Here is a 24531-nt window from a genome sequence, read left to right as displayed (position 1 = left end):
GGTTTCTCGTGCAGTTCCCCTAGGAGGTTGTCGCTTCCGCCAACTTCAAGGCGTACTCGGGCCACCACTCGCCCGCCTTCGGGCCGCCCTTGCACTCGCCGTCCGATTCACCGGGCCGCTTGACCCAGACATACGCGTCGACGAGCGGGTCCGACGTCTTGGTCGTCGGGGTCTCGCCCAGGGCGCGGCCCGGCGGGTTGCACCAGCGCTCGTCCGGGTCGCCCCCGGTGTACGGGCCGTTGCCGTTGCGGCTGGTGTCGATGACGAACGGCTTGTCGCCCACCTTGGTGGAGAGCTGTTTGCCGTACGCGATCGAGTCCTTCGTCGTGTAGAAGTTGGAGACGTTGACGGCGAAGCCGTCGGCCTGGTCGATGCCGGCCCACTTCAGGGGCTCGAAGATCTGGTCGGGGTGACCCCAGCCGGCGTTGCCCGCGTCCAGGTAGACCTTGGTGTTCTTCAGGGACTTGAGCTTGGTGATGGCGCCCTTGAGGAGGTCGTAGCGCTCCTCGTGGAACTCCCCCGGGGTGCAGCCGTCCACCAGGTGCAGCACGGCGTCGGGCTCCAGGATCACCGTCGTGGACCGGTCCTCGATCCCCTTGGCCACACCCTCGATCCAGGCCCGGTAGGCGTTGCCGTCGGCGGCGCCGCCCTGGGAGTACTGGCCGCAGTCGCGGTGCGGGATGTTGTAGAGGACCAGCAGGGCCGTACGGCCGGCCTTGTCGGCGGCCTCGGTGTAGCCGCGGGCCTCCTGCTCCGGGTTCTCCGGGCCGATCCACTCGCCGGTCGGCTGCTGAGCTATCTTGCGGATCTTCTCGGCGTCCTCCTTCTTGTCGGCCTTCTCGTAGGCCGCCACCTGCTCTGCCGCGTTCCCGTCCGGGTTCACCCAGAACGGGTCGGTCTCCTTGGGCTGTTGGCTGATCCCGGCGCCGGCGTTGTCGTCCGGCTCCTCGCCGTCCCCGGAGGAACAGCCCGCGATCAGCAGTGCCGCCCCCAGCACCATCGCGGAAGTCCGCGCGCGAGCCCCCCTCCAGGCCCCCCTCTTCAGGTACATCCAGCTCCCCCTCGGGTGCTCTGTTCCAAGGTTCAATCCTGACATACGTGTCGTGGGGCACACGAGGTCGCCGAGCCTTGTCCGGGAGCTGTTACAGCCACTAAGACGGCTCCGAGGACGGCACGACAGGGGAACCGTGGAACAGGAGAAGGGGAGTGTGCGGTCATGCACCCATCCACCCGGGAGATCCTGCTGGCGGAGGCGTTGGTGGGGGCGGCGGACACCCTCGCGGACGGGTTCGAGGCCGGACCCTACTTGTCGGGGCTCGCCGACCACTGTGTGCGATTACTGTCGGCGCAGGCCGCGGGGTTCATGCTGGTCGACGGGGACCGGACGGTGTCGCTGGCGGCGAGCGGCGCGCAGCAGGCGATCGCTCGTGATCTGCTGGAGGCGCAGCGCGACGGCGGGCCCTGTCTGGACAGTTACGGCTCCGGGCGGCCGGTGCCGCCGGTGTCGATCCGGGCGGCCCGGGCGGCCGCTCGCTGGCCCGGGTTCACCGAGCGGGCGCTGGTCCACGACATCGCGGCCACGTACGCGGTTCCGTTGCTCCGCCACCAGCGGCCGCTGGGCGCGCTCAACGTCTTCGTCCGTGACCTGCCCGACGGCCCCCGCCCGGACGACGGTACGACGCTGCGGCTGGCCCAGCTCATCGCCGACTGCGCGGCCCTCGGGCTGGAGAACCACACGGCGTACGTCCAATGCCGCACCCTCGCCGGTCAGTTGCAGCAGGCCCTGTCCAGCAGGGTGCGCGTCGAGCAGGCCAAGGGCATGCTCGCCGAGCGCTGGAACACGGCCGCCGACCACGCCTTCGTGGCGCTGCGGCAGTACGCGCGCCGCCGCCGGGTACCGCTGGACCAGGTCGCGGGCGAGGTCGTCGACCGGGTCGCGGACGACGCCGAGCTGCGCCGGGAGGCGGAACGGGCGCGGGACGAGGGAGGCGCGTAGTCCTCTGTCGAACTTCCTCTAGGCCCGGGCCGTCATCCGTTCTACAGTCGTTTCCGGACGGCCCCAGCCCCCGGTCGGACCATCTCCCGCTCTGGTCATCACCATGCCTCCCGCGCCGGTCGCCGGGTTACTCCCGCAACCCGTGCGCGCGCGGTCGAGGACCAGCCCGGTCGACGGCTTCGGGGGGAGCGGGCCGTCGACCGGGCCAGGTACGCGCCCGTGCCGTCCTTCTCACAGACCCGTGCCGGTCAGGTACGCCGACACGATCACATTGGCCGTGTAGCGCTGCGTCGTGCGGTCGAAGGTGCCGCCGCAGGTGATCAGGCGTAGCTCGGCGCGGCCCGAGTGGTGGGGGCCGTAGGCCTGGTGGGCGTCGAAGCGGGCTCGGGGGACGGCCTGGACGTCCTCGACGGTGAACTCGGCGAGGCTGCCGTCGTCGCGGAGCACGCGGATCGTCGCCCCCGGTTCGAGAGTGCTGAGCTTGTAGAAGACGGCCGGGCGGGTCTGGGTGTCGACGTGGCCGACCAGGAGGGCGGCGCCGACGGCTCCGGGCTTCACGCCTGCCGCGTACCAGCCGACCTGGGCGGCCTGGTCGTAGGGCGGGGCGGCGATGGCGCCCTGGGCGTCGAGGCCTCGGGCGACGACCGGGGCCTGGATCTTCAGGCCGGGGATGTCGAGGCGTTGCGGGAGCGCGTCGCCGAGCGGGTGGGCGGCCGGCGGCAGGTCCAGGCGGGGCGGTCGGCCCACGGCCGCGACGTCGCCGGAGACGGGTGCGGATATGCCCTGCCGTACGCCGGTGAGTTCCCGGCCCCACAGCCACAGCCCGAGCAGCAGCACGGCCCAGGCAAGGCCCATCACGAGGCGGCCGCCGTGGGCGGGGCGTTCGTGGTCGGACATGGTCAGTGCGGCCTGCCCTGCCCGCGGCCCCGGCGGGCGCTGCGCAGCGCCACGGCGGTCGCGGCGACGCCGGCGAGGACCAGCCCGGTCACGGTGTGCGCCGTGCCGGGGCCGGCGGCGCGGGCGTCCACGACGGAGAGGTGGGCGGTGCCACCGCCGCCGGCCTCGACCGGGGCGACGGGGGAGGCGTGGGCCGCGGGCCGGGTTCCCTTGCCGGCGACGGTGACGGCGCCCGCGCGGGAGGTGTCACCGCAGGCGACCTTCACGTCGTAGGTGCCCGCCGTGAGCGTGGAGCGGATGCGGCTCTGGCCGACGAGGGTGCCGTCGGCGCCGACGGTGAGGCGGGCGTCGGCGACGAACGCCGTGGAGACGGCCAGGGCGGTCTTCTCCCGACATCCGCTCACCAGCAGCGCGATGTCGCCGCCGGGGCGGGGTGCGGACGGGCTGACCGAGACACCACCCCCGTCCGCCGCGTATGCCGCCGGGGTGACGGCGACCGTGCCCAGGGCGGCGATGGCACAGAGGGTGACGCGCAGTGATCCCATCGTGAACCTCCAGTTACCTGGAGACTCCCCCCGCGGCCCGGGCCCCGCATCCCAGCGGGGCCCGCGCTGCTCCGTACGGGTTGTGTCGCGCGTACCGGGCGTTTCAGATCCGGTCGACGAGGTCCGCGATGGAGTCCACGATCTTGGACGGCCGGTACGGGAAGTTCTCGACCTGCTGGGGCAGGGTCAGGCCGGTGAGGACCAGGAACGTCTGCATGCCGGCCTCCATGCCGGCCAGGACGTCGGTGTCCATGCGGTCGCCGATCATGGCGCTGCTCTCGGAGTGGGCGCCGATGGCGTTCAGGCCGGTCCGCATCATCAGCGGGTTGGGCTTGCCCGCGAAGTACGGCTGCTTGCCGGTCGCCTTGGTGATCAGGGCGGCGACGGCTCCGGTGGCGGGCAGCGGGCCCTCGGCCGACGGGCCCGTCTCGTCGGGGTTGGTGCAGATGAACCGGGCGCCGGCGTTGATGAGGCGGACCGCCTTGGTCATGGCCTCGAAGGAGTAGGTGCGGGTCTCGCCGAGGACGACGTAGTCCGGCTCGTGGTCGGTGAGGATGTAGCCGATGTCGTGCAGCGCGGTCGTCAGACCGGCCTCTCCTATGACGTACGCCGAGCCGCCGGGGCGCTGGTCGTCGAGGAACTTGGCGGTGGCGAGCGCCGAGGTCCAGATGTTCTCGATCGGCACTTCCAGGCCCATGCGGTTCAGCCGGGCGTGCAGGTCGCGCGGGGTGTACATCGAGTTGTTGGTGAGGACGAGGAAGGGCTTGCCGGACTCGCGCAGCTTCTTGATGAAGGCGTCGGCGCCGGGGATCGGTACGCCCTCGTGGATGAGCACACCGTCCATGTCGGTGAGCCAGGACTCGATGGGCTTGCGGTCTGCCATGGTGCTGGGACTCTCCTGGCGTACGTACGGATGAGCGGGGGAGGCGCCGGAACCACGCCGTACCGACGCCCCCAGGGTAATCAGGAGTGGCTGATCCTGACCCCGCCGATCACCACGTACCGGATGTCGGACCCGCGAGCAGCCCCGGCAGCTCGGCGACGGAGCCCAGCACATGGGTCGCGCCCGCCGACCTCAGCGCCTGCGCGTCGTGCGCGCCGGTCAGGACTCCGGCGACGACGCCCGCGCCCGCCCGGACGCCGCTGAGCATGTCGTACGAGGTGTCGCCGACGACCGCGAGCTGCCTGCCGTACGCCGTCGGCGGCCGCCGTCCGCAGGAACGCGGTGAGGACCATGTCGGGGTACGGCCGCCCCCGGCCCCCGGCGTCCGCCGGGCGGGGAAAGAGGTCTCAGCGGCGCCTCCGGGCGAGCAGGAGCGCGCCACCGGCGAGGACGAAGGCCGCGGTGGCGGCGAGGGTGGCGCCGGGGGGCGGGAAGAGGCCGGTGCGGGCGAGTTCGTCGGCGAGGGAGAGCTCGTTCCCGGCGGCGCCGGTGCGGGGGCTGGCCGAGGCGTTGGGGGCGGCGGAGGCGGCCGGGTCCGTCGAGGAGTCGCGGTCGGCGGGGGCGGCCGGATCGGAGGGGTCGGCCGCGTCGGCGTCACCGGTCGGGTCGGTCGGGTCCGTCGGGTCGGTGTCGATGGTGAAGCGGTAGTCGTTGGACTGGCCCACCCACTCGCCGTCGCCGTCGTGGCGCTGTACGACGGCCGCGTTGGCGGTGACCTCGTTCGGTACGGCGTCCGAGGTGACCGCGAGCCTGATCTTGACGGTGACGGTCTTGCGGGGGCCGACGGTGAAGCCGCCGAAGCCGTCGAAGGCTCCTACGAGTTCGTCCTCGTCGGTGGTCTCGAAACGGACGGGGAGGGGCCGGTCCCCGGCCGGGTCACGGGCCGTGTCACCGGCCTCGACCGGGCGGTCCGAGCGCCCCGGGGCTTCCGGGTCGCCCATCGGGGTCCCGTAGAACTCCAGGCGCGGCTGGGACGGCTTGAGGGCGCGCTTGCCGTCGACGAGGACGACGACGGGGTGGATGCCGGTGCAGGTCCGGCCGGTGGTGTTGGTGAGGTCCAGGTACCAGGTGCCGAATCCGCCGCCGGCCGTGTAGGAGCCGGGGCCGCCGTGCAGCCGGGTGGTGAGGGGGAAGTCCCCGTCGTCGGTGACGCAGCTGGGCAGCGCGACGGGAGGTTCCGCGCGCACCGGGGGCGCAGCGGCGAGAAGGGCGGCTGCTGCGAGGCAGAGGGGAGCGGGTGAGTGCAGTAGTCGCATGAACACATGACCATGCCGGGTGCGGGCGGGGATCGGGCGCTGCCATTCCGTACGGCATCGAAAGTCCGCTCGATCAGCGCAGGCGCGGTGTCGATCAGGGGACGCGCTACGTCGGTCAGGGGGATGCGCCACGTCGTTCAGCGCACGCGCCCCGTCACCCCTCGGCGCGCCCGAACAGCGGCGCCAGCAGCAGCTGGGCGGCGCCCTCGGCGACCCCGCGCTCAGCGCGCGCACCGCCTCCGCCTGCTCCTGCGCCTCCCCCTGCTCCCCCGCCGGAGGCAACCCGTACCGGCACCGCGTCCTCGCCCGCGCGCCGGGCGCGTTCGTGGAGGACGGCGGTGACGCCGCGTACGAAGGTGTCCGGCGCGGCGGCGACCGTGCGGCCGCCCAGCAGGACGAGGTCGACGTCGAGCAGCGCGACCAGGTTGCCGACGGCCGTGCCGAGCACGCGGGCCGCCTCCGCCAGGTCGCCGCGCGCCACGGCGGCCAGGCACAGCGCCTCGACGCAGCCGCGGTTGCCGCACTCGCAGGGCGGGCCGTCCAGCTGGACGACCTGGTGCCCGAACTCCCCGGCGCCCGTACGGGCCCCCCGGTGCACCGCTCCCCCGATCACGAGCCCTCCGCCGACGCCCGCGCCGAAGTGCAGATACGCGAAGGACGTGCCGGACGCGGTCTCCCCGCCGACCGCGAGCCCGAGGGCGGCGGCGTTGGTGTCCTTGTCGACGACGACCGGCAGCGAGAGGCGCCGCGCGAGCACGTCCCGCAGCGGGAAGCCGTTCCACTCCGGGAACCCCGTGACGCGGTGCAGCACCCCGCGCCGATGGTCGAGGGGCCCGGGCAGCGCGACGCCGACGCCGAGCACGGCGCCCGGCCGAGGCCCACCACCGGCCACTCCCGCCTCGTCTGCCGCCCGAGCTCCGCCTATCGCCCCAGCCCTGTCTACCGCCCCAGCCCCGTCTGCCGCCCCCGTCACCTCGGTCGCCCCAGCCGTCCTCGCCGCGTCGGCCGTCAGCTCCCCCACCGCCCGCACCGCCCGCTCCACGACCGTCTCCGCGCCCGCCCCCAGGTCCAGCGGGGCCCGGCGCCGAGCCACCACGGCCCCGGTCAAATCGCAGAGCACGGCCGTCAGCTCGTCCCGGTCCAGATGCACGCCGACCGCGTGCCCGGCCTCCGGCACCAGCCGCAGCACGGTGCGCGGCTTGCCGCCCGTGGACGCGCGGTGCCCCGCCTCCGCCGCGAGTCCGTCCTCCCGCAGCCGCGCGGTGATCTTGCTGACCGCCTGCGGGGTGAGGCCGGTGCGCTCGGCGAGTTCGAGCCGGCTGATGCCCTCGGGACCGGCCGTGCGCAGCAGGTCGAGCACGAGCGCGGTGTTGTGACTGCGCAGGGCGCCCAGCCGCATCGAGTCGCGGCTCCGCAGGGCTGCGCCACCGACTCCGGCCACGCCGCCCACGCTGTCCACGCTGTCCACGCCGTCCTTCGTCCTGTTCACGCCGTCCATTGTCCCCGGCGCTTGCACTTTGGCAACAGCGTTGCGAAAGTGGGCGGTATGAGTGCTACTCCCCTCCGCGTCGGCCTGGTCGGCTACGGCCTGGCCGGTTCCGTCTTCCACGCCCCGCTGATCGCCACCACCGAGGGGCTCGCCCTGGACACGGTGGTCACGTCGAACCCCGAGCGGCAGAAGCAGGCCACCGCCGAGCACCCGGACGTACGCGTCGTCGCCACGCCCGACGAGCTGCTCGCCCGCGCCGCCGACCTCGACCTGGTCGTCATCGCGTCCCCCAACAAGACGCACGTACCGCTCGCGACGGCCGCCCTGAAGGCGGGCCTCCCTGTCGTCGTCGACAAGCCGATCGCCGGCACGGCGGCCGAGGCACGTGAGCTGGCGGCACTCGCGCAGGAGCGCGGGCTGCTCCTGTCCGTCTTCCAGAACCGCCGTTGGGACAACGACTTCCTGACCCTGCGTCGACTCCTGGCCGAGGGCGAACTGGGCGACGTATGGCGCTTCGAGTCCCGTTTCGAACGCTGGCGTCCGCAGACCAAGGGCGGCTGGCGGGAGTCCGGCGACCCGGCAGAGATCGGAGGTCTGCTCTACGACCTCGGCAGCCATGTCGTCGACCAGGCCTTGGTGCTCTTCGGCCCGGTCACCCAGGTGTACGCGGAGGCGGCCGTCCGCCGGGCCGGGGCGGAGACGGACGACGACACGTTCATCGCGCTGACGCACGCGAACGGCGTCCGCTCCCATCTGTACGCCTCCGCGACGACCGCCCAGCTCGGCCCGCGTTTCCGGGTGCTGGGCTCGAAGGCGGGCTATGTGAAGTACGGCCTCGATCCGCAGGAGGCGGCGCTGCGGGAGGGGCTGCGGCCCGGCGCGGGCACGGAGTGGGGCACGGAACCCGAGTCGATGTGGGGCCGGGTGGGCGCCGGCGAGTCCCCGCTGACGGGCGGCGGCCGCGCCGAACCCACCCTCCCCGGCGACTACCCCGCCTACTATGCGGCCGTGGCGGAGGCACTGCTGGCCGGCGGCCCCAACCCGGTGTCCGCCCTGGAGGCGGCCGCCGCCCTCGACGTGCTGGAGGCGGCGCGTCGTTCGGCCCACGACGGAGTGGCGGTGACCCTGTGACGACGCACAAGACGAGCAAGCCGGGCAAGACCCACAGCCCGGAACTCACCCCGAAGTTCCACCCGGAGCTCACCCCGCCCCTGGAGGAGCTGGAGGCGCAGGAACGCCGGCTGGTCTTCGGCCGGTTCACCCACGACGACGCCTGGGCCCTGGGCTCCCTGCTGGTCGAGCTGGCCCGCGAGCGCCAGGCCCCGGTCGCCATCGACATCCACCGTGCCGGCCAGCAGCTCTTCCACGCTGCCCTGCCCGGGTCCACCCCGGACAACGACGCCTGGATCGCCCGCAAGCGCCGGGTCGTGGAGCGCTACGGCGCCTCGTCCTACGTCGTCGGCGCCCGCTTCCGTGCCAAGGGCACGACGTTCGAGGACTCCTCCCGTCTGGACCCCGACGTCTACGCGGCGCACGGGGGTTCGTTCCCGATCAACGTGGAGGGCGTCGGGGTCGTCGGGTCGGTCACGGTGAGCGGGTTGCCGCAGTTGGAGGACCACCGGCTCGTCGTGGAGGCCCTCGAGGAGTTCCTGAAGCGCTGACGGGAAGAACCGGCGGCGCCCTCCGGTTGGTACCCCCGTACGGGAACCGACCGGAGGGACAGCGTCGTGAGTGACCGGATAGTGGCCGACAGCCCGGTGAACGACAGCCGCGTGACCGACAGCCCGGCCGATGGCGCCTTGCAGAGGTCCGTCGGACGCCACGGCATCTGGAGCGTCGGCCTGCGCTCGGAGGACCCGGCCCGACGTGGCGAACTCGCCGAGGCGGCCGCCGAGTTGGAGCAGCTGGGCTACGGCGCCGTCTGGCTGGGCGGCAGCAGCGCCGCCCGTCACGCCGTGCCGCTCCTGGAGGCCACGTCGACGCTCGCCGTCGGCACCAGCATCCAGAGCATCTGGCAGTACGACGCCGCCGCGAGCGCGGCCGGCTTCGCCGAGGTGGAGGCGGCGTATCCGGGCCGGTTCGTGCTCGGCCTCGGCGTCAGCCACGCGAAGTTCGCCGAGCAGTACCGGCGCCCCTACTCGGCGCTCGTCGCCTATCTCGACGAGCTGGACGAGGCCGGCGTCCCCTCGGACCGCCGCCTCCTGGCGGCCCTGGGTCCCAGGACGCTGGACCTGGCCCGCGATCGGGCGGCCGGTTCGATCCCGTACCTGGTCACCCCCGAGCACACCGCCCGGGCCCGCGAGATTCTGGGCGAAGTCCCGCTCCTGGCACCGGAGTTGAAGGTGATCCTGGAAACGGATCCGGACCGGGCCCGGACCCTTGCCCGCGACTCCCTGGCCATCTACCTCACCCTGCCGAACTACACCGACAACTTCCTGCGGCACGGCTTCACCGAGGACGACCTGCGGGACGGCGGCAGCGACCGTCTCATCGACGCGGTGTTCGCGTGGGGCGACGAGGCCGCGATCCGGAAGCGGATCGACTCCTTCGTCGCGGCGGGGGCGGACCACGTGGCCCTGCAGGTGGTGGACGGAGGTTCGCGCGAGGCACTTCCGCGGGAGGCTTGGCGCCGGATCACTTCACTGCTGACGTGACCGGCCGCCCCGGCGGGCTGACGCACGCAGGAGGTGCAGGGTTGATGCACCGGGGGCGCAGGGTTGATGCACCGGGAAGCGCGGGGCTGATGCACCGGGAGGCGCAGGGCTGGGCCGGCGTACGGCTCCGCGCCTCTCGGGGCATGGGCGCGGAGCCGGCGCGGACGCGGACGGCGGACGGCGGACGGCGGACGGCGGACGGCGGACGGCGGACGGCGGATACTGGGCCCGGCTCGACACCGGGCGCAGACTCCCGACTTCCCGGCCCCCAGCCCCCCCGGCTCTCCCAGCGGAGCGCCTACGCGTCCTTGAACTCCTGCCGCTGCCGCCCGAGCCCCTCGATCTCCAGCTCCACGACGTCCCCGGCCCGCAGGAACGGCTTCGGCTCGGGCTGGCCGAGGGCCACCCCCGCCGGCGTACCGGTGTTGATGACGTCACCGGGGTACAGCGTCATGAACTGGCTGACGTAGCGCACGACCTCCGCGACCGGGAAGATCTGCTCGGCCGTGGTGCCGTCCTGCTTCAACTCCCCGTTGACCCACAGCCGCAGCGCGAGGTTCTGCGGGTCCGGCACCTCGTCCGCCGTCACCAGCCACGGCCCGAGCGGGTTGAACGTCTCGCAGTTCTTCCCCTTGTCCCAGGTCCCGCCCCGCTCGATCTGGAACTCCCGCTCGGACACGTCGTGCGCCACCGCGTACCCGGCGACATGCGCGAGCGCCTCCTCGGCGGACTCCAGATAGCGGGCCGTACGTCCGATGACGACCGCGAGCTCGACCTCCCAGTCGGTCTTCGTCGACCGCCGCGGCACGAGCACCGTGTCGTCCGGGCCCACGACGGTGTCCGCGGCCTTGAAGAAGACGACCGGCTCGGCGGGCGGCTCGGCGCCGGTCTCGCGGGCGTGGTCGTGGTAGTTCAGCCCGATGCACACGACCTTGCCGATCCGGGCGAGCGGCGGCCCGATCCGCAGCCCGGCCGCGTCCAGCGCGGGCAGCTCCCCGGCCTCCGCGGCGGCCCGGATCCGGCCGAGCGCCGCGTCGTCGGCGAGCAGCGGCCCGTCGATGTCCGGCACCACACCGGAGAGGTCCCGCAGAACCCCCTCGGCGTCGAGCAACGCAGGCGTCTCCGCTCCCGCCGTACCGACTCGCAGCAGCTTCATGATCACAATCTCCCTCGATCGCGTGCGCCCATCCGACGGGTGCAGCCATCGGAGGACTGGTCGATCCTCCAAGGTCGACGGCCACTCCGCAATACCCGGTTCACGTACTGGACCGTAGGCCGGAGGACCGTGGGCCCGGAGGACCGTAGGCCCGGGACCGTAGGGCACGTGCCCGCGGCTCAGCGATAGAGGGCGGCCCGTTCCACCGCGCTCCACGTCGTACTGGTCACCACGTACAGCGCGGCCGCCAGCGGCACCACCGCCACGGTGAAGAGCGTGAAGAAGGACATGAACGGCATGACCTTGCTCATGGCCCCCATCCCCGGCACCGGCTGCTGCCCATCGGCCACGGGCACGGCCGGGTTCGCGGCCATCATCCGCTTCGTCCGGCGGTAGTTGAACACGGCGACGCAGGCGACGACCACGAAGAGCCCGAGGTACACGAGCCCCGCTCCCCCGAGCACCCCGCCGTCGCCGAGCGCGTCGGCCCACCGGTCCCCGAGGGGCGCGGCGAACAGCTGGTGGCTGAGCAGTTCGTTCGCCTTTCCACCGATCGTCGTGTTCGAGAAGAGGTGGTAGAGGAGGAAGAAGGCCGGCAGCTGGAACAGCCCCGGCAGGCATCCGGCCAGCGGCGACACCTTTTCCTCGGCGTGCAGCTCCAGTACGGCCCGCTGGAGCTTCTCGGGGTTCTTGGCGTGCTTCTTGCGCAGCTCGGCGATCTTCGGCTGCAACTCGGTCCGCGCCTTCTGGCCGCGCGCGGAGGCCCGGGACAGCGGATGCACGAGCAGTCGTACGAACGCGGTGAACAGGACGATCGCGGCGGCGGCCGCGGACGCGCCGAACAGCGGCTGGAGCAGATCGGCGAGCCGCTGAACAAGGTCGGCGAAAACGGACATGGGTGAGCCCTCCGAGGGTCTCGTCGTGCCGGAACGGACCATGCCGGAAGCGGCATGGCGGAATGGCGGCATGACGACCCGCGCGGGTCACAGGCTGGGGTGCTGTCGCTGATACGCCGTGGGTGGCACGCTGCTACTGGCGCGCTGTAGCCGACGCGCTGCTACTGGCGCGCTGTAGCCGACGCGCTGCTCCTGGTCGCTGGTTGCTGGTTACTGCTTCTGTGCGTGCTTGCGTGCCCTGCCTGCCCTACGCGACGGTCGCCGGGAGGGCGTGTCCGGGCGCCCTGGGCCGTGGCCGGCCCGAGGCGTCGGGGTCGCGTTGGGGCAGGAATGCCGTACGGCGGGCCCGGTCGCGGATGGCCGTACGCACCCGGGTCGGCGCCACGGCGGGCGCGGCGCGCGAGGCGAGCAGCGAGCAGACGGCGAACGCCGAACTCGCGGCCGCGGTCGCCGCGAGCGCGACGGTCGCGGAGAGGCTGCCCGAGTCGAGCAGCACGACCTCGAGGAAGAGGAGCACCAGCGCGGCGGCGGGACGCAGACCGGCCCGACTGCGGATCATCGGCTGCCCCTCCCGTCCGTACCGTGTTCAGCTCGTCCTGATGTTCGTACGTTACACGCACCTCAGCGTGGCCTCATGGAGACCAGCTTGCCCCACACCACCAGCCGGTACTTCGACGTGTACTCGGGGGTGCAGGTGGTGAGGGTGAGGTAGTAGCCGGGGTCGCGGTAGCCGTGGCCCGGCCGGGCGGTGGAGCGCGGCACGGCCCGCAGGACGCTCCCGTCGTGCGCGGTGGTCTGCGGCAGGACCTTGTCGACGGCGTACGTGTACGTCGCACTCCGCGTCTCGACCCGCACGGTGTCCTTGGGCGCGAGCCGGTTGAGGTACCGGAAGGGCTCGCCGTGGGTGTTGCGGTGCCCGGCGAGGGCGAAGTTGCCTGGCTGGCCGGGCTGTTGGGTGCCGGGGTAGTGGCCGACGTAGCCCTTGTTGAGGACCTGGCTCTTGCTGACGCCCTCGGCGACGGGGACGCGGAGGTGGAGGCGGGGGATGGTGAGGATGGCGTAGGCCCGGGACCAGTCGGGCGAGGGCGTGGCGGCACCGGTGGAGCGGTCGGGCGAGCCGGCGGCCGGGGCCGTGGGCGCGGAGGTGGCCGTAGCCGTGGCCCCAGCCGAATCGGGCGGCGCCGCACCGGCCGTAGGGAAGTCGCCGCCCGCGCCACCCCCGCCGTCCCAGGTCCGCTCCAGCGCCCGGACCTCGCGCTCGGCCCCCTCCCTGGCCTCCCGGTTGGTCCACCACACCTGGTGCACGACCAGCAGCAGAAGCACCACCCCGACGGTGACGAGCGCCTCCCCGCCACTCCACAGCACCCGCCGCCGCAGCGCACGCCGCCGAAGCCCGCTGTGCCGCACGACGCGAACCCGCACCATCCGTGAGCCTCCTCCACCGGGGCGACGGGGCCGCCCGCACGATAGGCGCTGGGGCGCAAGCTCTCCAGACCCGTGCGCGGCCGGCGCGCGTCTGGGTCCGCGCCGGGCCGCCGTCCGGTACCCCGAACACTTCCTCCACAGGTTGGAGAAAGGGCTGTTGAAACCCTCGACAACCTCACCTGCCACACCCGATGCTGCCTGTCGGCATCAGCGGGACAGGCCACGACGCCGGTTCGACGACGACCGGCCGTTGAGCGAAAGCGGAGAAGTCATGATCCGACGCAGAACTCTGCTGGCGGCGACCGGTGGCGCCCTCGTCGGCGGCGCCCTGGCGACAGGCACCGCACACGCGGACGCGACCATCGCCGTCAACCCCGGCACGTCGTACGGCACCTGGGAGGGCTGGGGCACCTCCCTGGCCTGGTGGGCCAACGTCTTCGGCAACCGGAACGACTTCGCCGACCTCTTCTTCACCACCAACTCGGTGACCTACAACGGCACCACCCTCCCCGGCCTCGGCCTCAACATCGCCCGCTACAACCTCGGCGCGTGCAGTTGGAACTCGGTGAACGGCGAGTCGATGGTCGCCTCGCCCAACATCCCCGGCTTCAAGCAGATCGAGGGCTTCTGGCAGGACTGGAACAACGAGGACCCCACCTCCTCGGCCTGGGACTGGACGGCCGACGCCAACCAGCGCGCGATGCTCCAGAAGGCGACGGCGCGCGGCGCGACCACGGAACTCTTCGCCAACTCCCCCATGTGGTGGATGTGCTCCAACCACAACCCCTCCGGCGCCGCAGGCGGCGGCAACAACCTCCAGACCTGGAACTACCGCCAGCACGCCTCGCACCTGGCGGCGACGGCCCTGTACGCGCGGTCGAACTGGGGCGTGAACTTCGCGACGGTCGACCCCTTCAACGAGCCGGCCTCCACCTGGTGGACAGCCACCGGCACCCAGGAGGGCTGCCACATGGACCCGGCGGTCCAGGCGGCCGTACTCCCGTACATGCGCAGCGAGCTGGACAAGCGGGGCCTGACGGGCGTACGCATCGCGGCGTCGGACGAGACGAACATCGACACGGCCCGCTCGACCTGGTCGTCCTTCAACTCCGCCACCAAGTCCCTGGTCAGCCAGGTCAACGTGCACGGCTACCAGGGCTCGGGCGGCCGCCGCGACCTCCTCTACACGGACGTCGTCACGACCTCCGGCAAGAAGCTGTGGAACTCGGAGACGGGCGACAGCGACGGCACGGGCCTGACGCTGGCGTCGAACCTCTGCTACGACTTCCGCTGGCTGCACCCGACGGCCTGGTGCTACTGGCAGGTCATGGACCCGTCGACGGGCTGGGCGATGATCGCCTACGACGCGAACACGCTCCAGCCGACCACCATCCAGACCAAGTACTACGTGATGGCCCAGTTCAGCCGCCACATCCGCCCCGGCATGCGCATCCTCGACACGGGCGTGAGCTACGCGGCGGCGGCCTACGACGCGGCGGCGCGCCGCCTGGTGATCGTCGCGGTGAACACGTCGACGTCGGCCCAGACCCTGACCTTCGACCTCTCCCGCTTCACCACGGTGAGCGGCGGCTCGGGCGGCCTGGTCCCCCGCTGGAACACGGTGACGACGGGCGGCGACCAGTACCGGTCGTACTCGAACACGTTCCTGAGCGGGAAGTCGGTGGCGGTGCCGTTCGCGGCGAAGGCGGTGCAGACGTTGCAGATCGACGGGGTGGTGATCTGAGAGTGGTGATCTGAGGGTGGTGATCTGAGGGTGCGGGTGCGGGTCGGAGGGTGCGGGTGTGACGCAACCGGAGGCGTTCCCGGAACGTCGTGCGTCACATGACGAAAGCAGCCGTGGAAGCGGCAGGTGGGAGCAGGGGCGAGAGCAAGCATGAGAGCAGGAGCCCGGACGAGCGTGGGCGCCGCCGCCCCGGCCTGGTGGCGCCCGCGTTGGCGAACCTGGCCATCGGGGTGCCCGCGGTCATCCCCCTGTACCTGGCGTACTGGCTGCTGACCGACTACCTGCCCTCGACCTGCGACGCCTTCGCGACCAGGCCGGACATGTCGAACTGCGACTACCACACCCTCGATCACGCACCGGTGATGATGTTCCTGCTGGCGGTGACGGGAGCGATCCTGCTGTTCGCGGTGCTGACGGTGGACGTCCTGGGCCCACGCCGCCGAGCCGACGACCGCCCCGGGAGATGGCTGGCGATGGCGACGCTGGTCCCGGTGCCGTTCCTGGTGCTGCTGTGCCTGGCGCAGACGTGACCAGGGGTTCCATGGTCCGCGCCCGCCTCGACCAGGCAATATCTGCACCCTCTTCCCCCCTCTGTTCTCCGCACCGCCACCCCCAGCCAGTACGGTGTCTGCCATGCGCCCCGACACGCCTGCCGAAAACGTCGACCACGCCGCCGAAGCGGCACGCCTGGAGCGAACCGCCGGCCTCTACCCCGAGGACGCCGAGGCCCTGCTCCTCCAGGCCGCGGCCCACCTGGAACTGTCCGGCGACCGCCCCGCCGCGACCGCGCTCTACGACCGCCTGCTGTCGTCGTCGACCCCCCTGGACGACCCCCATCTGGTACGGGCCCTGAAGGCCTCGAACCTCTGGGAGTACGGCCACGAGGCAGAGGCCAGGGCCATCATCGAGGGCGTCCGGGCAGCCGCGCCGCGGGACCCGGCCCCGTGGGTGATCGTCGCGGAGGCCCTGGAGTCCCACGACGAGCTGGAGCAGGCGCAGGAGACGTTCACCCAGGGAGTGACCCTCCTCCTGACCGACGTACCGGAACCTCCGTACGCCACCCATCCCCTCCTCTTCGGCCGCCACCGCGTCCGCCGCATGCTGGGCGTACCCCACGACGAGTGGGACACCTTCGCGGACACCCTCCACTCCATGCCGATCTCTCTGGACGAACTCCACGACCCCAAGCGCGTCTGGTCCCTCGGCTCGGACAACCCGGCGGAACTGGAGGCCGAGATCACCCGCCTCCGCGCCGAACTGGGCGCCTACCGGGAGGCCCTGTCCCGCCCGTTCCCGGTGGCGGTCCTGCACTGGACGGCGGGGGAACTGGCGGAACTGGTCACCGCGTATCCCTCGCTGGCGGCGGAGTACCCCTCGCACGAGGAGCACCTGGGCACGATAGAGGCCTCCCTCCGAGAACTGGCCTCCTCGGGCACCCCCAACCTGGGCATCGTCACGGGAACGGTCCCGTCATACGAGGCCTTCGCAGCCTCCGAACTGTCCTCCCCGGAGGACCCGACGCTGCTGCCGCAGTACGCGACGACGTTGGCGGCACGGGGGCGGGCTGTGGCTTGGCCGCCGCAGCGGGGGGCGGTTTGCTGGTGCGGGTCGGGGGAGTCGTATGGCGACTGCCACGGAACGGGGCCACAGAGCTGACGGAACCACGGCCGCAGCCAGTTCCCTCACCCACCCAACATCCGGCAGCGACAACCCCCGGCCCACCCGGCCCACCCCGCGCAGACAGGGGAGACTGCCATGCACACCCTTCCGCGCCGGCAGAATGTTCCTGTGCCTGGCGCCCTCCCCTCGTCCCCCGAAGTATCAGCACGCATGTCCCGGCAACTCAGCAAGGACACGAGGGCCGAGCTGGCCGTGCGACGCCTCCTCCATGCGGCGGGCTTGCGTTACCGCGTGGAGTACCCGGTACCGGGCATGGCTCGGCGCCGGATCGACGTGGCCTTCACCGGAGCGAAGGTGGCCGTCCTGATCGACGGCTGCTTCTGGCACGGGTGCCCGCAGCACGCGACGCAGCCGAAGGCCAACGCACAGTGGTGGCGTGACAAGCTCGACCGGAACATGGCCCGCGACCGGGAGACGACGGAGCACCTCATCGCCGAGGGCTGGACGGTGCTGCGGTTCTGGGAGCACGAGGCCCCCGAGGACGTGGCCGTTCGGGTGGGGGCGGCCGTGGAGCGGCGTCGAGCGGAAAGGACCAAGGGGAGGAAGACATGAGGGGCCTGACCTTCGTGGACGTGTGCTCGGGGGCGGGCGGACTCGCCCTTGGGCTGGAGCGAGCGGGGTTCGAGCCGCGCCTGCTGCTGGACGACGACGAGGACGCCGTCCAGACTCTGCGGACCAACCGACCGCACTGGAACGTGCTCCACACCGACCTGTTGGGCTTCGATCCGAACGATCACCGCGAAAGCCATGACGTGGACCTCCTCGCGGCGGGACTGCCCCGGGTGAAGTCGAGTGCGACGGTGAAGCGGGCGGATTCGGATGTGGAGGTGCGGTTGCTGGAAGCCACCGTGTACCTCGTCCACGCGATCCGCCCCCGGGCGGTACTGATCGAGAACGTTCCCGGACTCGCCCACTCGGACGACTATCAGCAGTTCCGTGACTTCGCCCGAGCCGAACTGGCCCACTTGGGGTACGAGTTCAGTTGGTTCGTCGTCAACGCCGTCGACTTCGGCGTGCCCCAGAACCGCAAGCAAGGCGTCTTGGTAGCCATCGAACGGCGATGTGCCGGGGCATTTCGACCGCCGACACCCACCGTTCAAGAGCCGCTGACGGTCGGTGCCGCGTTGGGTCCGACCATGGCGTCACGGGGATGGACGGACGCTTCCCGCTGGGCCGCCCAAGCGGATCAGCCCGCTCCGACACTGGTCGGAGGCTCGAAGAACCGAGGTGGCGCCGACCTGGGACCGACCGGAGCCAAGCGCAAGTGGGCGACCATGGGTGTCAACGCACACACCGTGGGTAACGCCGTCCCTGGCCCGGACTTCATATGGAATCCCGAACTCGGCAGGGACAACATGGTGAAGATCACGGTTGAGCAGGCGGCTCTGTTGCAGGGCTTTCCCGCCACGTGGGAAATCGCCGGACTCAAGACCGCTCGATACCGTCAGGTCGGACATGCGACGCCGCCGCCCGTCGGAGAGGCCCTGGGTCGAGCCATAGCCGAAGCGCTGGTTGGGGATCCACGAGTCCCCGTGGCCGGCTAGACTTCCGCCACATGACCAGCACGGCGTCCCACCATCCCATCCTCGACAAGCCTTTTGTCCTGGACCTCTTCGCAGGTCCCGGAGGGCTGGACGTCGCCGGGCATGCGCTCGACATCCCGAGTCTCGGCATCGAGTGGGACAAGAGTGCGTGTCTCACGCGGTACGCGGCAGGGCTGGACACCCTCCACGCCGACGTGAGCGCGGTACGCAGGGACGCCTTCGAGTCGCTGCCGCCAGAGATCAACGTGCTCGCGGGTGGCCCACCGTGCCAGACGTACTCGGTGGCCGGGCACGGCGCCGGGCGCCAGGCCCTGGACAGGGTCAAGGAGTACATGGAACGGCTGATGGCGGGGGAGTCCGACGAGGAGATCGACAAGGATCTGAAGACCCTCAGCGATCCACGCACCGCGCTGGTCCTCGAGCCCCTGCGATATGCCATTCAGGCGACCCGGAGCCCGAACCGGGAGAAGCGCCCGTACGACGTCATCGTCCTGGAACAGGTCCGCGAGGTCGAGGAGCTCTGGAAGCACTACGCCAAGGTGCTGGAGGAGACAGGGCTCCCCGACGGGACCAAGTACAAGGTCGTCGTCGATGTCCTCGCCACCGAGACCTACGGGGTTCCGCAGACGCGGTCCCGCGCAGTACTGATCGCCAGGCGTGAAGGGCTGGGTGAGCCCTCGCTTCCCGCGCCGACGCACCATTCCTACGAAGCCAAGGAATGGAACCGAAGGAACGGGAAGAACGAACACGATCAGGCCCCGGGCGAGGTACATCAGCCGACTCTCTACGACGCCACTGAACCGGAGACCGATGAGCACCGGGCGACAGGCGACGAGGATCTCCTGCCCTGGAGGTCGATGGGAGACGTCCTCGCGAACCCGGTGGGCTCACATCCGGGGCGACGCACTCCCTTCCTGGTTCGCTCGAACTACGGCAGCTCCAGTCACCCCGGGCGACGAGGCGTGCGAGGCGACCGGCAACCCGCCTTCACCGTGACCGGAAAGATCAGCCGCTTCGTGGTCTTTCAGCACCTCAACGAGGGCATCGTCTACGAGGGCGCACGGTTCAGCATGAATGAGGCGGGGATGCTCCAGAGTTTCCCACCGGACTATCCGTGGTCCGGTACGGCGCAGGCCCAGCAGGTGGGCAACGCGGTGCCGCCCCTGTTCGGTGCGCACCTGTTGAGCGCCGCGCTCGGTCTTCCCAGGCCGGGCCCGAAGGACCTGCGGAAGCCGTGGCAGCCAGCCACGGAGGAGCAGCGGGCCAAGCTGCGAAGCAACGGCTGCGGGGCCGCCGACGCCTGCACCGACAGGTGTCCGCGGCCCAAGGACCAGGTGCCGCCACCCTCTTCCATGCGCCCGCGCAAGACCAAGAAGGTCCCGGTGGAGTAGGCGGCCGGGCACTGCCGGAGGGCGCTGCGGCAGCTCGCCGCAGCGCCAGGTCAGTCCCCGCTCTTCCTGCCTCTGACCGGCGCAGTCTCGAACAGCTCAGCGAAGTAGCTGGTGAGTGCGGCCACGGACTCCTCCGGAACAGGATCCTCGTCGGGTCCCGTCGGCAGTTCGTACCGCTCGACCGGTGGTGCCGATTCCGCCTCTGCGATCCAGTCCCGCAACAGGGAGGGGTCCCTGCGCTCGTCCGGTGCGAGGACGTCGTAGATCAGGGTCGCCCCGGCCGCGTTGATCGCGATGCTGAGGCCGACGACGTCTCGCCCGGTGGTGACCTGTCCGCCCTTCAGTAGGCGGACCAGGGCCTGGGCGGTGGGACGGTGGTCGACCAAGCCACTCCGGAGAACGGTGTGGATGAGGTCCTGGTTTCCGCAGGCGACCTCGACCGGCTCATAGTCCGGCCCGTTCCGGAAGAGTTCAGCCGCCCACCACAGGCGGGAGAAGCACTGACGGTCCGCGGGGCCGCGGAAGCGCTCCGCAGCGACGCGTCTTTCCGGCCTGTTCGCCGTCGGCTCCGACCGGTGACGCCAGACGACGTAGTCAGGAGCCACCGCGAGGGCGATGTGGTTCCACAGACGTTTGTCCGCAGCCTCTCGCCGCGTCAGGCGCAGCGTGGCGTGGAGCCTGGGCGCCAACCACGCATCAGCTCGGGTGCGGTCCTCCCGGAACTCGAACATGGCGTCTTCCATCAGGCTTCGGACCGGCTCGACCCACCACCTGGCGTCGTCCTCGGGGAGCGGCTCGACGACCTTGGCGAGATCGATACCGCCGTGGACCTGTTCGCCTTTGAGCAGTTCCTCGGTGAGGAACGGATCGACGGCCGAGGTGGCGAGCAGTCCCAGGCGCTCCGGTACGTGGTTCGGTTGCGTGATCACGTCTCACTCTCGCGGTTCATCTGTTCCAGGCTGCGGATGACATGGGCGAGCGCCTTGGAGGCATCGGCTCGGCGGACCGCCGCGTAGTGGATACGCGTCTGGAGTTCCACCCAGCCGGAGTCGCCGGTACGTCGGCGGTGGACCTGTCGTAGGGCCTCCTCGACGTGCACGCCGGGAATCACGTCCGGGAGCATCTCCCGCAGTACCTCGCCCTGCCAGTCGGTCGGGAAGACCGGGCCGGCGCCGGGCTCCACCTCCAGATCGCCGATGGCACCGTGGAACACCGCGGTCCAGACATCGGTGGCCATCTGGGCGACCAAGAGGTCACGCACCTTGCTCTCCACACCCGAGCCGTTGCTGTCCAACAGGCTGATGACGCCCTCGACATCGGTGTTCACGAACACGGTGGGGACTCTGGCCGAGGCGTCCACGATCCAGGGCGCATCGGCGTAGGCCTGGAGCCACTCCCGGGAGCTTCTCTTGAACGATGCTGTCTGGACGTCGAGTTGGAGTCCACGGACCGGCTCGTCGGAGGCCGTGTCGATGAGCCAGCTCCGGTCGGTCTCGGCGATCGACCGTCCGTGCACTCCGTCCACCGTCCCGACGGCGTGCACGGCGAGGGAGGCTCGCCCCAAGTGGTCGTCTCGGAGCACTTCCACGGAGCCCGACCAGTCCCGACCGTCCGGCGCGTCACGCGTGAGCTCCGCGGAGGTGCGGATATTGGTCTCACCGTCCGTCAGCACGGCCAGGACACGCAGATCGGACCAGGCCGCGTCCGGCGCGTTCGCCCCGGGCGGCAGTGTCACCGAGAGGCCGACGGTGGCGCTGACCCAGTCGGTGTGGCCAGCGAGGCCTAGCGCGACGGCCTGCTGCTGGGTCGAGTACGCCGTGGTCTCCAACTGGTCGCGGGTGCCGTCGGCGAGCCTGAGAGAGACTGAGGTCACCCTGAGCGTGACCGGCCGGTTGAGCCGCTTGTACGGGTAGATCTTCACGCGTCACTCCCCCTTGCCGGCACGGAGTTCGACGACGAGGCGGGTGAGCGTCGTTCTGACGGGGTGGCTGGTGACATCGGTGGAACCTTGGAACTTCGCACGACGGGTGCCGGGCGGGAAGCGCAGGGTCCCGTCCTCCACCTCGCAGCCCTCTACTGCCACGAGCTCCGCCCAGTCCAGTTTCGGGCGGCCTCCGGAGCGCACGTCCAGCTGGGCGACCGGCACCATCGGGACGATCTCGTCGCCACGCGGGATGCTCACTTCGGCGGTGATCCGCCATTCCCCGTCATCGCCGACCGTCGCGTCGAGCCTGTCCAGCACCGGAATCACCGGCCCGGTGGGTGCCTTGGCCTTGGGCCTCGCTCTCACGGTCAACGCCTTGCGTACGGCCTCACCGCCTTCGCGGCTGCTGCGCTTGGGCCGTGCGACGAGTTCCCTGACCGCGCTGTTGACCTCGGTGGTCAGCGCGCTGATCCGCCGGTATGCGGACGGAGACCACCGCAGGGTCAGCTCCTCCGTCTGTCCCCAGCGGTCGTGCTCAGGCGGTTCCGCAGCGCGCAGGAATTCCTCGGCCTCCTTCGCGAAGGGGGCCGCTTCTCCGGCTGCCTCGCCCACCAGCAGAACGGCTTGGAAGGGGTTGGTCCCGAGCGGCAACCTCTGAACCCCGCTGCTCTTGACGGTCATGCGGTTGCCGCGCAATGAGTGCACCTGGTTCTTGCCCCCGTCCCCATCCCTGTCGCCTTCGGCCTCGGTGACCAGCAGGACCGCCTGGTGTGTACCGAGCGTCCCGTGGGTGCCACCGGAGAGCGGCAGCTTCAGCGGAACGTTCCGCGCCGCCACCTGCCCGGCCTCGGTAAGGCGATCCACCGTGGTGCCCTCATAGTGCGCCTTGAGGGCACGAGTCCGGGCGGGTTGCTCGGCAGACGGGTCCACCTGCTTCTCCGGCACGACCTCCTTGCCGTTCCGCAAGGCACGGACAGAGACCTCCAACAGAGGGAGCCTGCTCCCGCCGCCGGTCATCGCTGCCCAGAAGTCACGCCCCAGCGCCTCTACCAGACGCCCGTGCATCTTGCGGATGTCACGCGTGTCCTCGTCGCCCTCCTCATCACCGATGGATTCGTCGTCGGCGTCGGACTTCCCCTCAAGGCTGGCCACGTCGTGCGCGCCGACGATGAGGAAGGACGTACCGGGTTCGTCGCTCTCTCTCGTCAGATGCAGCCGTGCCACGGTCTCCTCGTCCGCCCACCAGGAGCGGGCCACCATGGCACCGGGCGAATCGGGGTCGGGCCGGCCGAACCACGCGGGGCCCGCGTACGGCTCGCCGTCCACCTCACGCCAGGGCAGCTCGAGACGGCCGATGACCCGTCGCTCGGTACGTCCCTCGTGCGGCACGGACAAAGTGGAGTTGATGAGCACGAGTCCCAGGGCGCTGGTGGCCCAGAGCGTCGCCTTGCCCAGGCCGTACGAACCACCCGCGCCAGGACCGGACTTGAGGCTCTCCAGCTGACGTCTGACCACGGCGGCGAACTTGCCGTCAGCGTAGTCGTCGCCGATGAGCCCGGAAGCGTTGTAGTCGTCGACGCGGAGCAGGACCAGGCGGCCCTTCTCGTACATGTCGCGCACCCCGGCATCCACGACCCGGCCGACCTTCTGATTTCCGGCGGCCTCCGAGACGGCGGAGTAGTGCGGAAAGAGGTCGTTCCAGAGGATCGCCTCGCGGAAGGCGTCCAGGGCCTCACCGGTCAGCTCGTGCAGGGTGTAACGGACACGGACCGGGCGGCCGTTCTCGGTCAACCGCTCGTCGAGGCTGTTCTGGCAGGTTTCGCGGGCCAGGACCTGCACGTCGGCGTCGAAGGCGAAGGCGGCGGCGTTGCCCAGGTCACGGCCGCCGTCGGGGTAGCCGGGGCGGTGGTACCAGGTGACCGGGAGGCCGGCCTGGGTGTCGGTGGTGCGGGTGTGGACCGTACCCACGTCCGTGCCCAGCGCTTTGGCGATGTCCGTCATGACCGTCGGTCGCGGAGTCGACCTGCCGGTGATCCAGGCGGACACCGCGGCCCGGGTCAGGTTCAGCTCGTCGGCCAGTTCGGCCTGTGTCTTCCCCGCGAGCTTGAGCTGCCGGGCCAACCAGGGCCCGAACTCCTCACCTGTCTCCACGTGCCGCCTGCTCTTTCCTCGGAGTCCCCATGCTGATCGCAGGGTGTGCCACGAGAGTAATTTGACACGTGCAGCAGCGTCAACCAACAGTTGATCGGGCTCGATCAGCCAGACGATCCCAGCCTGATGCCCGACTTGTCACAAATGGTCAAGTTCATCACCGTTACGTGACACTTCTTGCGACGGAGCCTCCAAGTCCCCCTGGAGGGGCGGGAGTTGGGGTTGCGCGTTCGAGTGACTGCCGATATGTTCGTTGACGATGGGGGAATCCATCTCGCTCACGAAATCCGAAGTCGGGAAGCACGGGCGACCGGGGGAGAGCTCCGTCCAAAATCTAGCCATACGCCCAGCCGACGCCTCCACCACGGCCCTTGCAGAGAAACGTTTCTCGAAAAGGACTGGCAGCACCAGACCTTCACCCGCTAGCTTAATTTGGGGAAAAGAAACCTGAATCAAGGCATCAACTCTGCCTATTCCGTTCCACACGGGGGACGTGTGCCGAATGCACCCCTGTGCAACTGCAGGATGCGACCAACAGGGGTGGACCACCCATGAATGAACAGGACAATGAATCGCTGGACTCGCTTCGGGAGTCGAGCTCATTCGAGTTGGTAATCAAGACAGCAGAAAGCAAGGCCGAGGTCGAGGAGATTCTTTACGAGCACGACCTGTCCGGTGAGGATCTCACCACCAGGTTCCCGGTCCTGGCCAAGCTGGTTCAAGAGCTTCCGGACGTCCCGGACGAGGCCGCTCCCCCGGCCTGATTCAGCACGTCGCAGGCCCCAAGTCTCGGTCTCGCAACAACCAACGCCTTCACCGTGAGCCCTCCGCTCCACGAAG

At 70.7% G+C, this 24531-nt stretch carries 24 protein-coding genes and 1 pseudogene; 11 read left to right on the top strand and 14 right to left on the bottom strand.

Annotation, left to right across the window (positions count from 1 at the left end; genetic code table 11):
* Positions 1-19: 19 nt before the first annotated feature.
* The gene (locus tag ACFZBP_RS15235; RefSeq protein ID WP_391413348.1) at positions 20-1051 is read right to left on the bottom strand and encodes a glycoside hydrolase family 6 protein; all 1032 of its coding nucleotides are present in this window, start codon (positions 1049-1051) and stop codon (positions 20-22) included.
* Between the two features lie 165 nt (positions 1052-1216).
* On the opposite strand from ACFZBP_RS15235, the gene ACFZBP_RS15230 reads away from it, so the two are divergent.
* Positions 1217-1996 carry a GAF and ANTAR domain-containing protein gene (locus ACFZBP_RS15230; protein ID WP_383454719.1) on the top strand — a complete coding sequence of 260 codons (780 nt, stop codon included), beginning with the start codon at positions 1217-1219 and terminating at the stop codon, positions 1994-1996.
* 231 nt (positions 1997-2227) lie between these two features.
* Here the strand turns inward: ACFZBP_RS15230 and ACFZBP_RS15225 are convergent, their stop codons facing one another.
* The 6 genes and pseudogenes from ACFZBP_RS15225 to ACFZBP_RS15200 all read right to left on the bottom strand — a co-directional run bounded on the left by ACFZBP_RS15225 (position 2228) and on the right by ACFZBP_RS15200 (position 7036).
* Positions 2228-2893, bottom strand: a complete 666-nt coding sequence (locus ACFZBP_RS15225; protein ID WP_383454721.1) for a class F sortase — start codon at positions 2891-2893, stop codon at positions 2228-2230.
* A 2-nt stretch (positions 2894-2895) separates the two neighbouring features.
* A complete protein-coding gene (locus tag ACFZBP_RS15220; protein WP_383454724.1) occupies positions 2896-3438 on the bottom strand; it encodes a hypothetical protein in 543 nt (180 codons plus the stop codon).
* Positions 3439-3541: 103 nt separating this feature from the next.
* Positions 3542-4321, bottom strand: a complete 780-nt coding sequence (locus tag ACFZBP_RS15215) for an HAD-IIA family hydrolase (RefSeq protein ID WP_383454727.1) — start codon at positions 4319-4321, stop codon at positions 3542-3544.
* A 109-nt stretch (positions 4322-4430) separates the two neighbouring features.
* Positions 4431-4713: pseudogene (locus tag ACFZBP_RS15210) on the bottom strand (HAD hydrolase-like protein); the annotation flags it as partial.
* Positions 4714-4728: 15 nt separating this feature from the next.
* Positions 4729-5643, bottom strand: a complete 915-nt coding sequence (locus tag ACFZBP_RS15205) for a hypothetical protein (protein ID WP_391413345.1) — start codon at positions 5641-5643, stop codon at positions 4729-4731.
* 148 nt (positions 5644-5791) lie between these two features.
* Positions 5792-7036, bottom strand: coding sequence for an ROK family protein (locus ACFZBP_RS15200; RefSeq protein ID WP_391414097.1), 1245 nt, complete (start codon positions 7034-7036; stop codon positions 5792-5794).
* A 147-nt stretch (positions 7037-7183) separates the two neighbouring features.
* Here ACFZBP_RS15200 and ACFZBP_RS15195 point away from each other — a divergent pair, with 147 nt between their 5' ends.
* The 3 genes from ACFZBP_RS15195 (at position 7184) to ACFZBP_RS15185 (ending at position 9780) form a co-directional block, all read left to right on the top strand.
* Complete coding sequence (locus tag ACFZBP_RS15195; protein WP_391413342.1) at positions 7184-8257, top strand: Gfo/Idh/MocA family oxidoreductase; 1074 nt, start codon at positions 7184-7186, stop codon at positions 8255-8257.
* Positions 8254-8787, top strand: coding sequence for a heme-degrading domain-containing protein (locus ACFZBP_RS15190; RefSeq protein WP_391413341.1), 534 nt, complete (start codon positions 8254-8256; stop codon positions 8785-8787). The genes ACFZBP_RS15195 and ACFZBP_RS15190 overlap by 4 nt, the downstream gene beginning before the upstream one ends.
* 138 nt (positions 8788-8925) lie before the next feature.
* Positions 8926-9780: a TIGR03620 family F420-dependent LLM class oxidoreductase gene (locus ACFZBP_RS15185; protein WP_391414095.1), complete on the top strand. Its 855-nt coding sequence runs from the start codon at positions 8926-8928 to the stop codon at positions 9778-9780.
* Positions 9781-10078: 298 nt separating this feature from the next.
* On the opposite strand, the gene ACFZBP_RS15180 is transcribed toward ACFZBP_RS15185, so the two are convergent.
* From ACFZBP_RS15180 to ACFZBP_RS15165, 4 genes are all read right to left on the bottom strand, one after another.
* Positions 10079-10936 carry a fumarylacetoacetate hydrolase family protein gene (locus tag ACFZBP_RS15180; RefSeq protein WP_383454741.1) on the bottom strand — a complete coding sequence of 286 codons (858 nt, stop codon included), beginning with the start codon at positions 10934-10936 and terminating at the stop codon, positions 10079-10081.
* Positions 10937-11115: 179 nt separating this feature from the next.
* Complete coding sequence (locus tag ACFZBP_RS15175) at positions 11116-11832, bottom strand: YidC/Oxa1 family membrane protein insertase (protein WP_383454744.1); 717 nt, start codon at positions 11830-11832, stop codon at positions 11116-11118.
* A gap of 247 nt (positions 11833-12079) precedes the next feature.
* Positions 12080-12391, bottom strand: a complete 312-nt coding sequence (locus tag ACFZBP_RS15170; protein ID WP_391413338.1) for a DUF6412 domain-containing protein — start codon at positions 12389-12391, stop codon at positions 12080-12082.
* 62 nt (positions 12392-12453) lie between these two features.
* Positions 12454-13257, bottom strand: a complete 804-nt coding sequence (locus ACFZBP_RS15165) for a class E sortase (RefSeq protein WP_391413336.1) — start codon at positions 13255-13257, stop codon at positions 12454-12456.
* Between the two features lie 271 nt (positions 13258-13528).
* Between ACFZBP_RS15165 and ACFZBP_RS15160 the strand changes: the two genes are divergently transcribed.
* The 6 genes from ACFZBP_RS15160 (at position 13529) to ACFZBP_RS15135 (ending at position 19616) form a co-directional block, all read left to right on the top strand.
* Positions 13529-15001 (top strand): glycoside hydrolase, encoded by a 1473-nt coding sequence (locus ACFZBP_RS15160; RefSeq protein WP_383454752.1) that lies wholly within the window; start codon positions 13529-13531, stop codon positions 14999-15001.
* A 98-nt stretch (positions 15002-15099) separates the two neighbouring features.
* Complete coding sequence (locus ACFZBP_RS15155) at positions 15100-15531, top strand: hypothetical protein (protein WP_391413333.1); 432 nt, start codon at positions 15100-15102, stop codon at positions 15529-15531.
* A 103-nt stretch (positions 15532-15634) separates the two neighbouring features.
* Positions 15635-16657 carry an SEC-C metal-binding domain-containing protein gene (locus ACFZBP_RS15150; protein WP_391413331.1) on the top strand — a complete coding sequence of 341 codons (1023 nt, stop codon included), beginning with the start codon at positions 15635-15637 and terminating at the stop codon, positions 16655-16657.
* 174 nt (positions 16658-16831) lie between these two features.
* Positions 16832-17233: a DNA mismatch endonuclease Vsr gene (locus ACFZBP_RS15145; protein WP_391413329.1), complete on the top strand. Its 402-nt coding sequence runs from the start codon at positions 16832-16834 to the stop codon at positions 17231-17233.
* Complete coding sequence (locus ACFZBP_RS15140) at positions 17230-18225, top strand: DNA cytosine methyltransferase (protein ID WP_391413327.1); 996 nt, start codon at positions 17230-17232, stop codon at positions 18223-18225. The genes ACFZBP_RS15145 and ACFZBP_RS15140 overlap by 4 nt, the downstream gene beginning before the upstream one ends.
* Before the next feature lie 11 nt (positions 18226-18236).
* Positions 18237-19616, top strand: a complete 1380-nt coding sequence (locus tag ACFZBP_RS15135) for a DNA cytosine methyltransferase (protein WP_391413325.1) — start codon at positions 18237-18239, stop codon at positions 19614-19616.
* 50 nt (positions 19617-19666) lie between these two features.
* Here ACFZBP_RS15135 and ACFZBP_RS15130 read toward each other — a convergent pair whose 3' ends face one another.
* Genes ACFZBP_RS15130 through ACFZBP_RS15120 form a run of 3 tightly spaced genes read right to left on the bottom strand, consistent with a single transcriptional unit; the run spans position 19667 to position 23691 of the window.
* The gene (locus ACFZBP_RS15130; RefSeq protein ID WP_391413323.1) at positions 19667-20545 is read right to left on the bottom strand and encodes a DUF6339 family protein; all 879 of its coding nucleotides are present in this window, start codon (positions 20543-20545) and stop codon (positions 19667-19669) included.
* Positions 20542-21537 carry a hypothetical protein gene (locus tag ACFZBP_RS15125; RefSeq protein WP_391413321.1) on the bottom strand — a complete coding sequence of 332 codons (996 nt, stop codon included), beginning with the start codon at positions 21535-21537 and terminating at the stop codon, positions 20542-20544. Before ACFZBP_RS15125 ends, ACFZBP_RS15130 begins: the two co-directional genes overlap by 4 nt.
* Positions 21538-21540: 3 nt before the next feature.
* Entirely contained in the window at positions 21541-23691 is a 2151-nt protein-coding gene (locus ACFZBP_RS15120) for a helix-turn-helix domain-containing protein (RefSeq protein ID WP_391413319.1), read from the bottom strand.
* 551 nt (positions 23692-24242) lie between these two features.
* Here ACFZBP_RS15120 and ACFZBP_RS15115 point away from each other — a divergent pair.
* Positions 24243-24455, top strand: a complete 213-nt coding sequence (locus ACFZBP_RS15115) for a hypothetical protein (RefSeq protein WP_391413317.1) — start codon at positions 24243-24245, stop codon at positions 24453-24455.
* The last annotated feature ends 76 nt before the right edge of the window (positions 24456-24531 follow it).

Origin of the sequence: Streptomyces sp. NPDC008086 (genome assembly GCF_042957325.1) — a bacterium.
Taxonomy (GTDB): domain Bacteria; phylum Actinomycetota; class Actinomycetes; order Streptomycetales; family Streptomycetaceae; genus Streptomyces.
Note: the sequence above shows the minus strand (reverse complement) of the source record. Positions and strands in the feature narration are given on the sequence as shown.

Excerpts from the sequence above, each read along its gene's own strand:
- ACFZBP_RS15115 (WP_391413317.1), top strand. The coding sequence starts at position 24,243 with ATGAATGAACAGGACAATGAATCGCTGGACTCGCTTCGGGAGTCGAGC.
- ACFZBP_RS15140 (WP_391413327.1), top strand. The coding sequence starts at position 17,230 with ATGAGGGGCCTGACCTTCGTGGACGTGTGCTCGGGGGCGGGCGGACTC.
- ACFZBP_RS15165 (WP_391413336.1), bottom strand. The coding sequence starts at position 13,257 with ATGGTGCGGGTTCGCGTCGTGCGGCACAGCGGGCTTCGGCGGCGTGCG.
- ACFZBP_RS15230 (WP_383454719.1), top strand. The coding sequence starts at position 1,217 with ATGCACCCATCCACCCGGGAGATCCTGCTGGCGGAGGCGTTGGTGGGG.
- ACFZBP_RS15135 (WP_391413325.1), top strand. The coding sequence starts at position 18,237 with ATGACCAGCACGGCGTCCCACCATCCCATCCTCGACAAGCCTTTTGTC.
- ACFZBP_RS15175 (WP_383454744.1), bottom strand. The coding sequence starts at position 11,832 with ATGTCCGTTTTCGCCGACCTTGTTCAGCGGCTCGCCGATCTGCTCCAG.
- ACFZBP_RS15200 (WP_391414097.1), bottom strand. The coding sequence starts at position 7,036 with ATGCGGCTGGGCGCCCTGCGCAGTCACAACACCGCGCTCGTGCTCGAC.
- ACFZBP_RS15170 (WP_391413338.1), bottom strand. The coding sequence starts at position 12,391 with ATGATCCGCAGTCGGGCCGGTCTGCGTCCCGCCGCCGCGCTGGTGCTC.
- ACFZBP_RS15215 (WP_383454727.1), bottom strand. The coding sequence starts at position 4,321 with ATGGCAGACCGCAAGCCCATCGAGTCCTGGCTCACCGACATGGACGGT.
- ACFZBP_RS15195 (WP_391413342.1), top strand. The coding sequence starts at position 7,184 with ATGAGTGCTACTCCCCTCCGCGTCGGCCTGGTCGGCTACGGCCTGGCC.
- ACFZBP_RS15220 (WP_383454724.1), bottom strand. The coding sequence starts at position 3,438 with ATGGGATCACTGCGCGTCACCCTCTGTGCCATCGCCGCCCTGGGCACG.
- ACFZBP_RS15180 (WP_383454741.1), bottom strand. The coding sequence starts at position 10,936 with ATGAAGCTGCTGCGAGTCGGTACGGCGGGAGCGGAGACGCCTGCGTTG.
- ACFZBP_RS15155 (WP_391413333.1), top strand. The coding sequence starts at position 15,100 with ATGACGAAAGCAGCCGTGGAAGCGGCAGGTGGGAGCAGGGGCGAGAGC.
- ACFZBP_RS15160 (WP_383454752.1), top strand. The coding sequence starts at position 13,529 with ATGATCCGACGCAGAACTCTGCTGGCGGCGACCGGTGGCGCCCTCGTC.
- ACFZBP_RS15235 (WP_391413348.1), bottom strand. The coding sequence starts at position 1,051 with ATGTACCTGAAGAGGGGGGCCTGGAGGGGGGCTCGCGCGCGGACTTCC.
- ACFZBP_RS15225 (WP_383454721.1), bottom strand. The coding sequence starts at position 2,893 with ATGTCCGACCACGAACGCCCCGCCCACGGCGGCCGCCTCGTGATGGGC.
- ACFZBP_RS15145 (WP_391413329.1), top strand. The coding sequence starts at position 16,832 with ATGTCCCGGCAACTCAGCAAGGACACGAGGGCCGAGCTGGCCGTGCGA.
- ACFZBP_RS15150 (WP_391413331.1), top strand. The coding sequence starts at position 15,635 with ATGCGCCCCGACACGCCTGCCGAAAACGTCGACCACGCCGCCGAAGCG.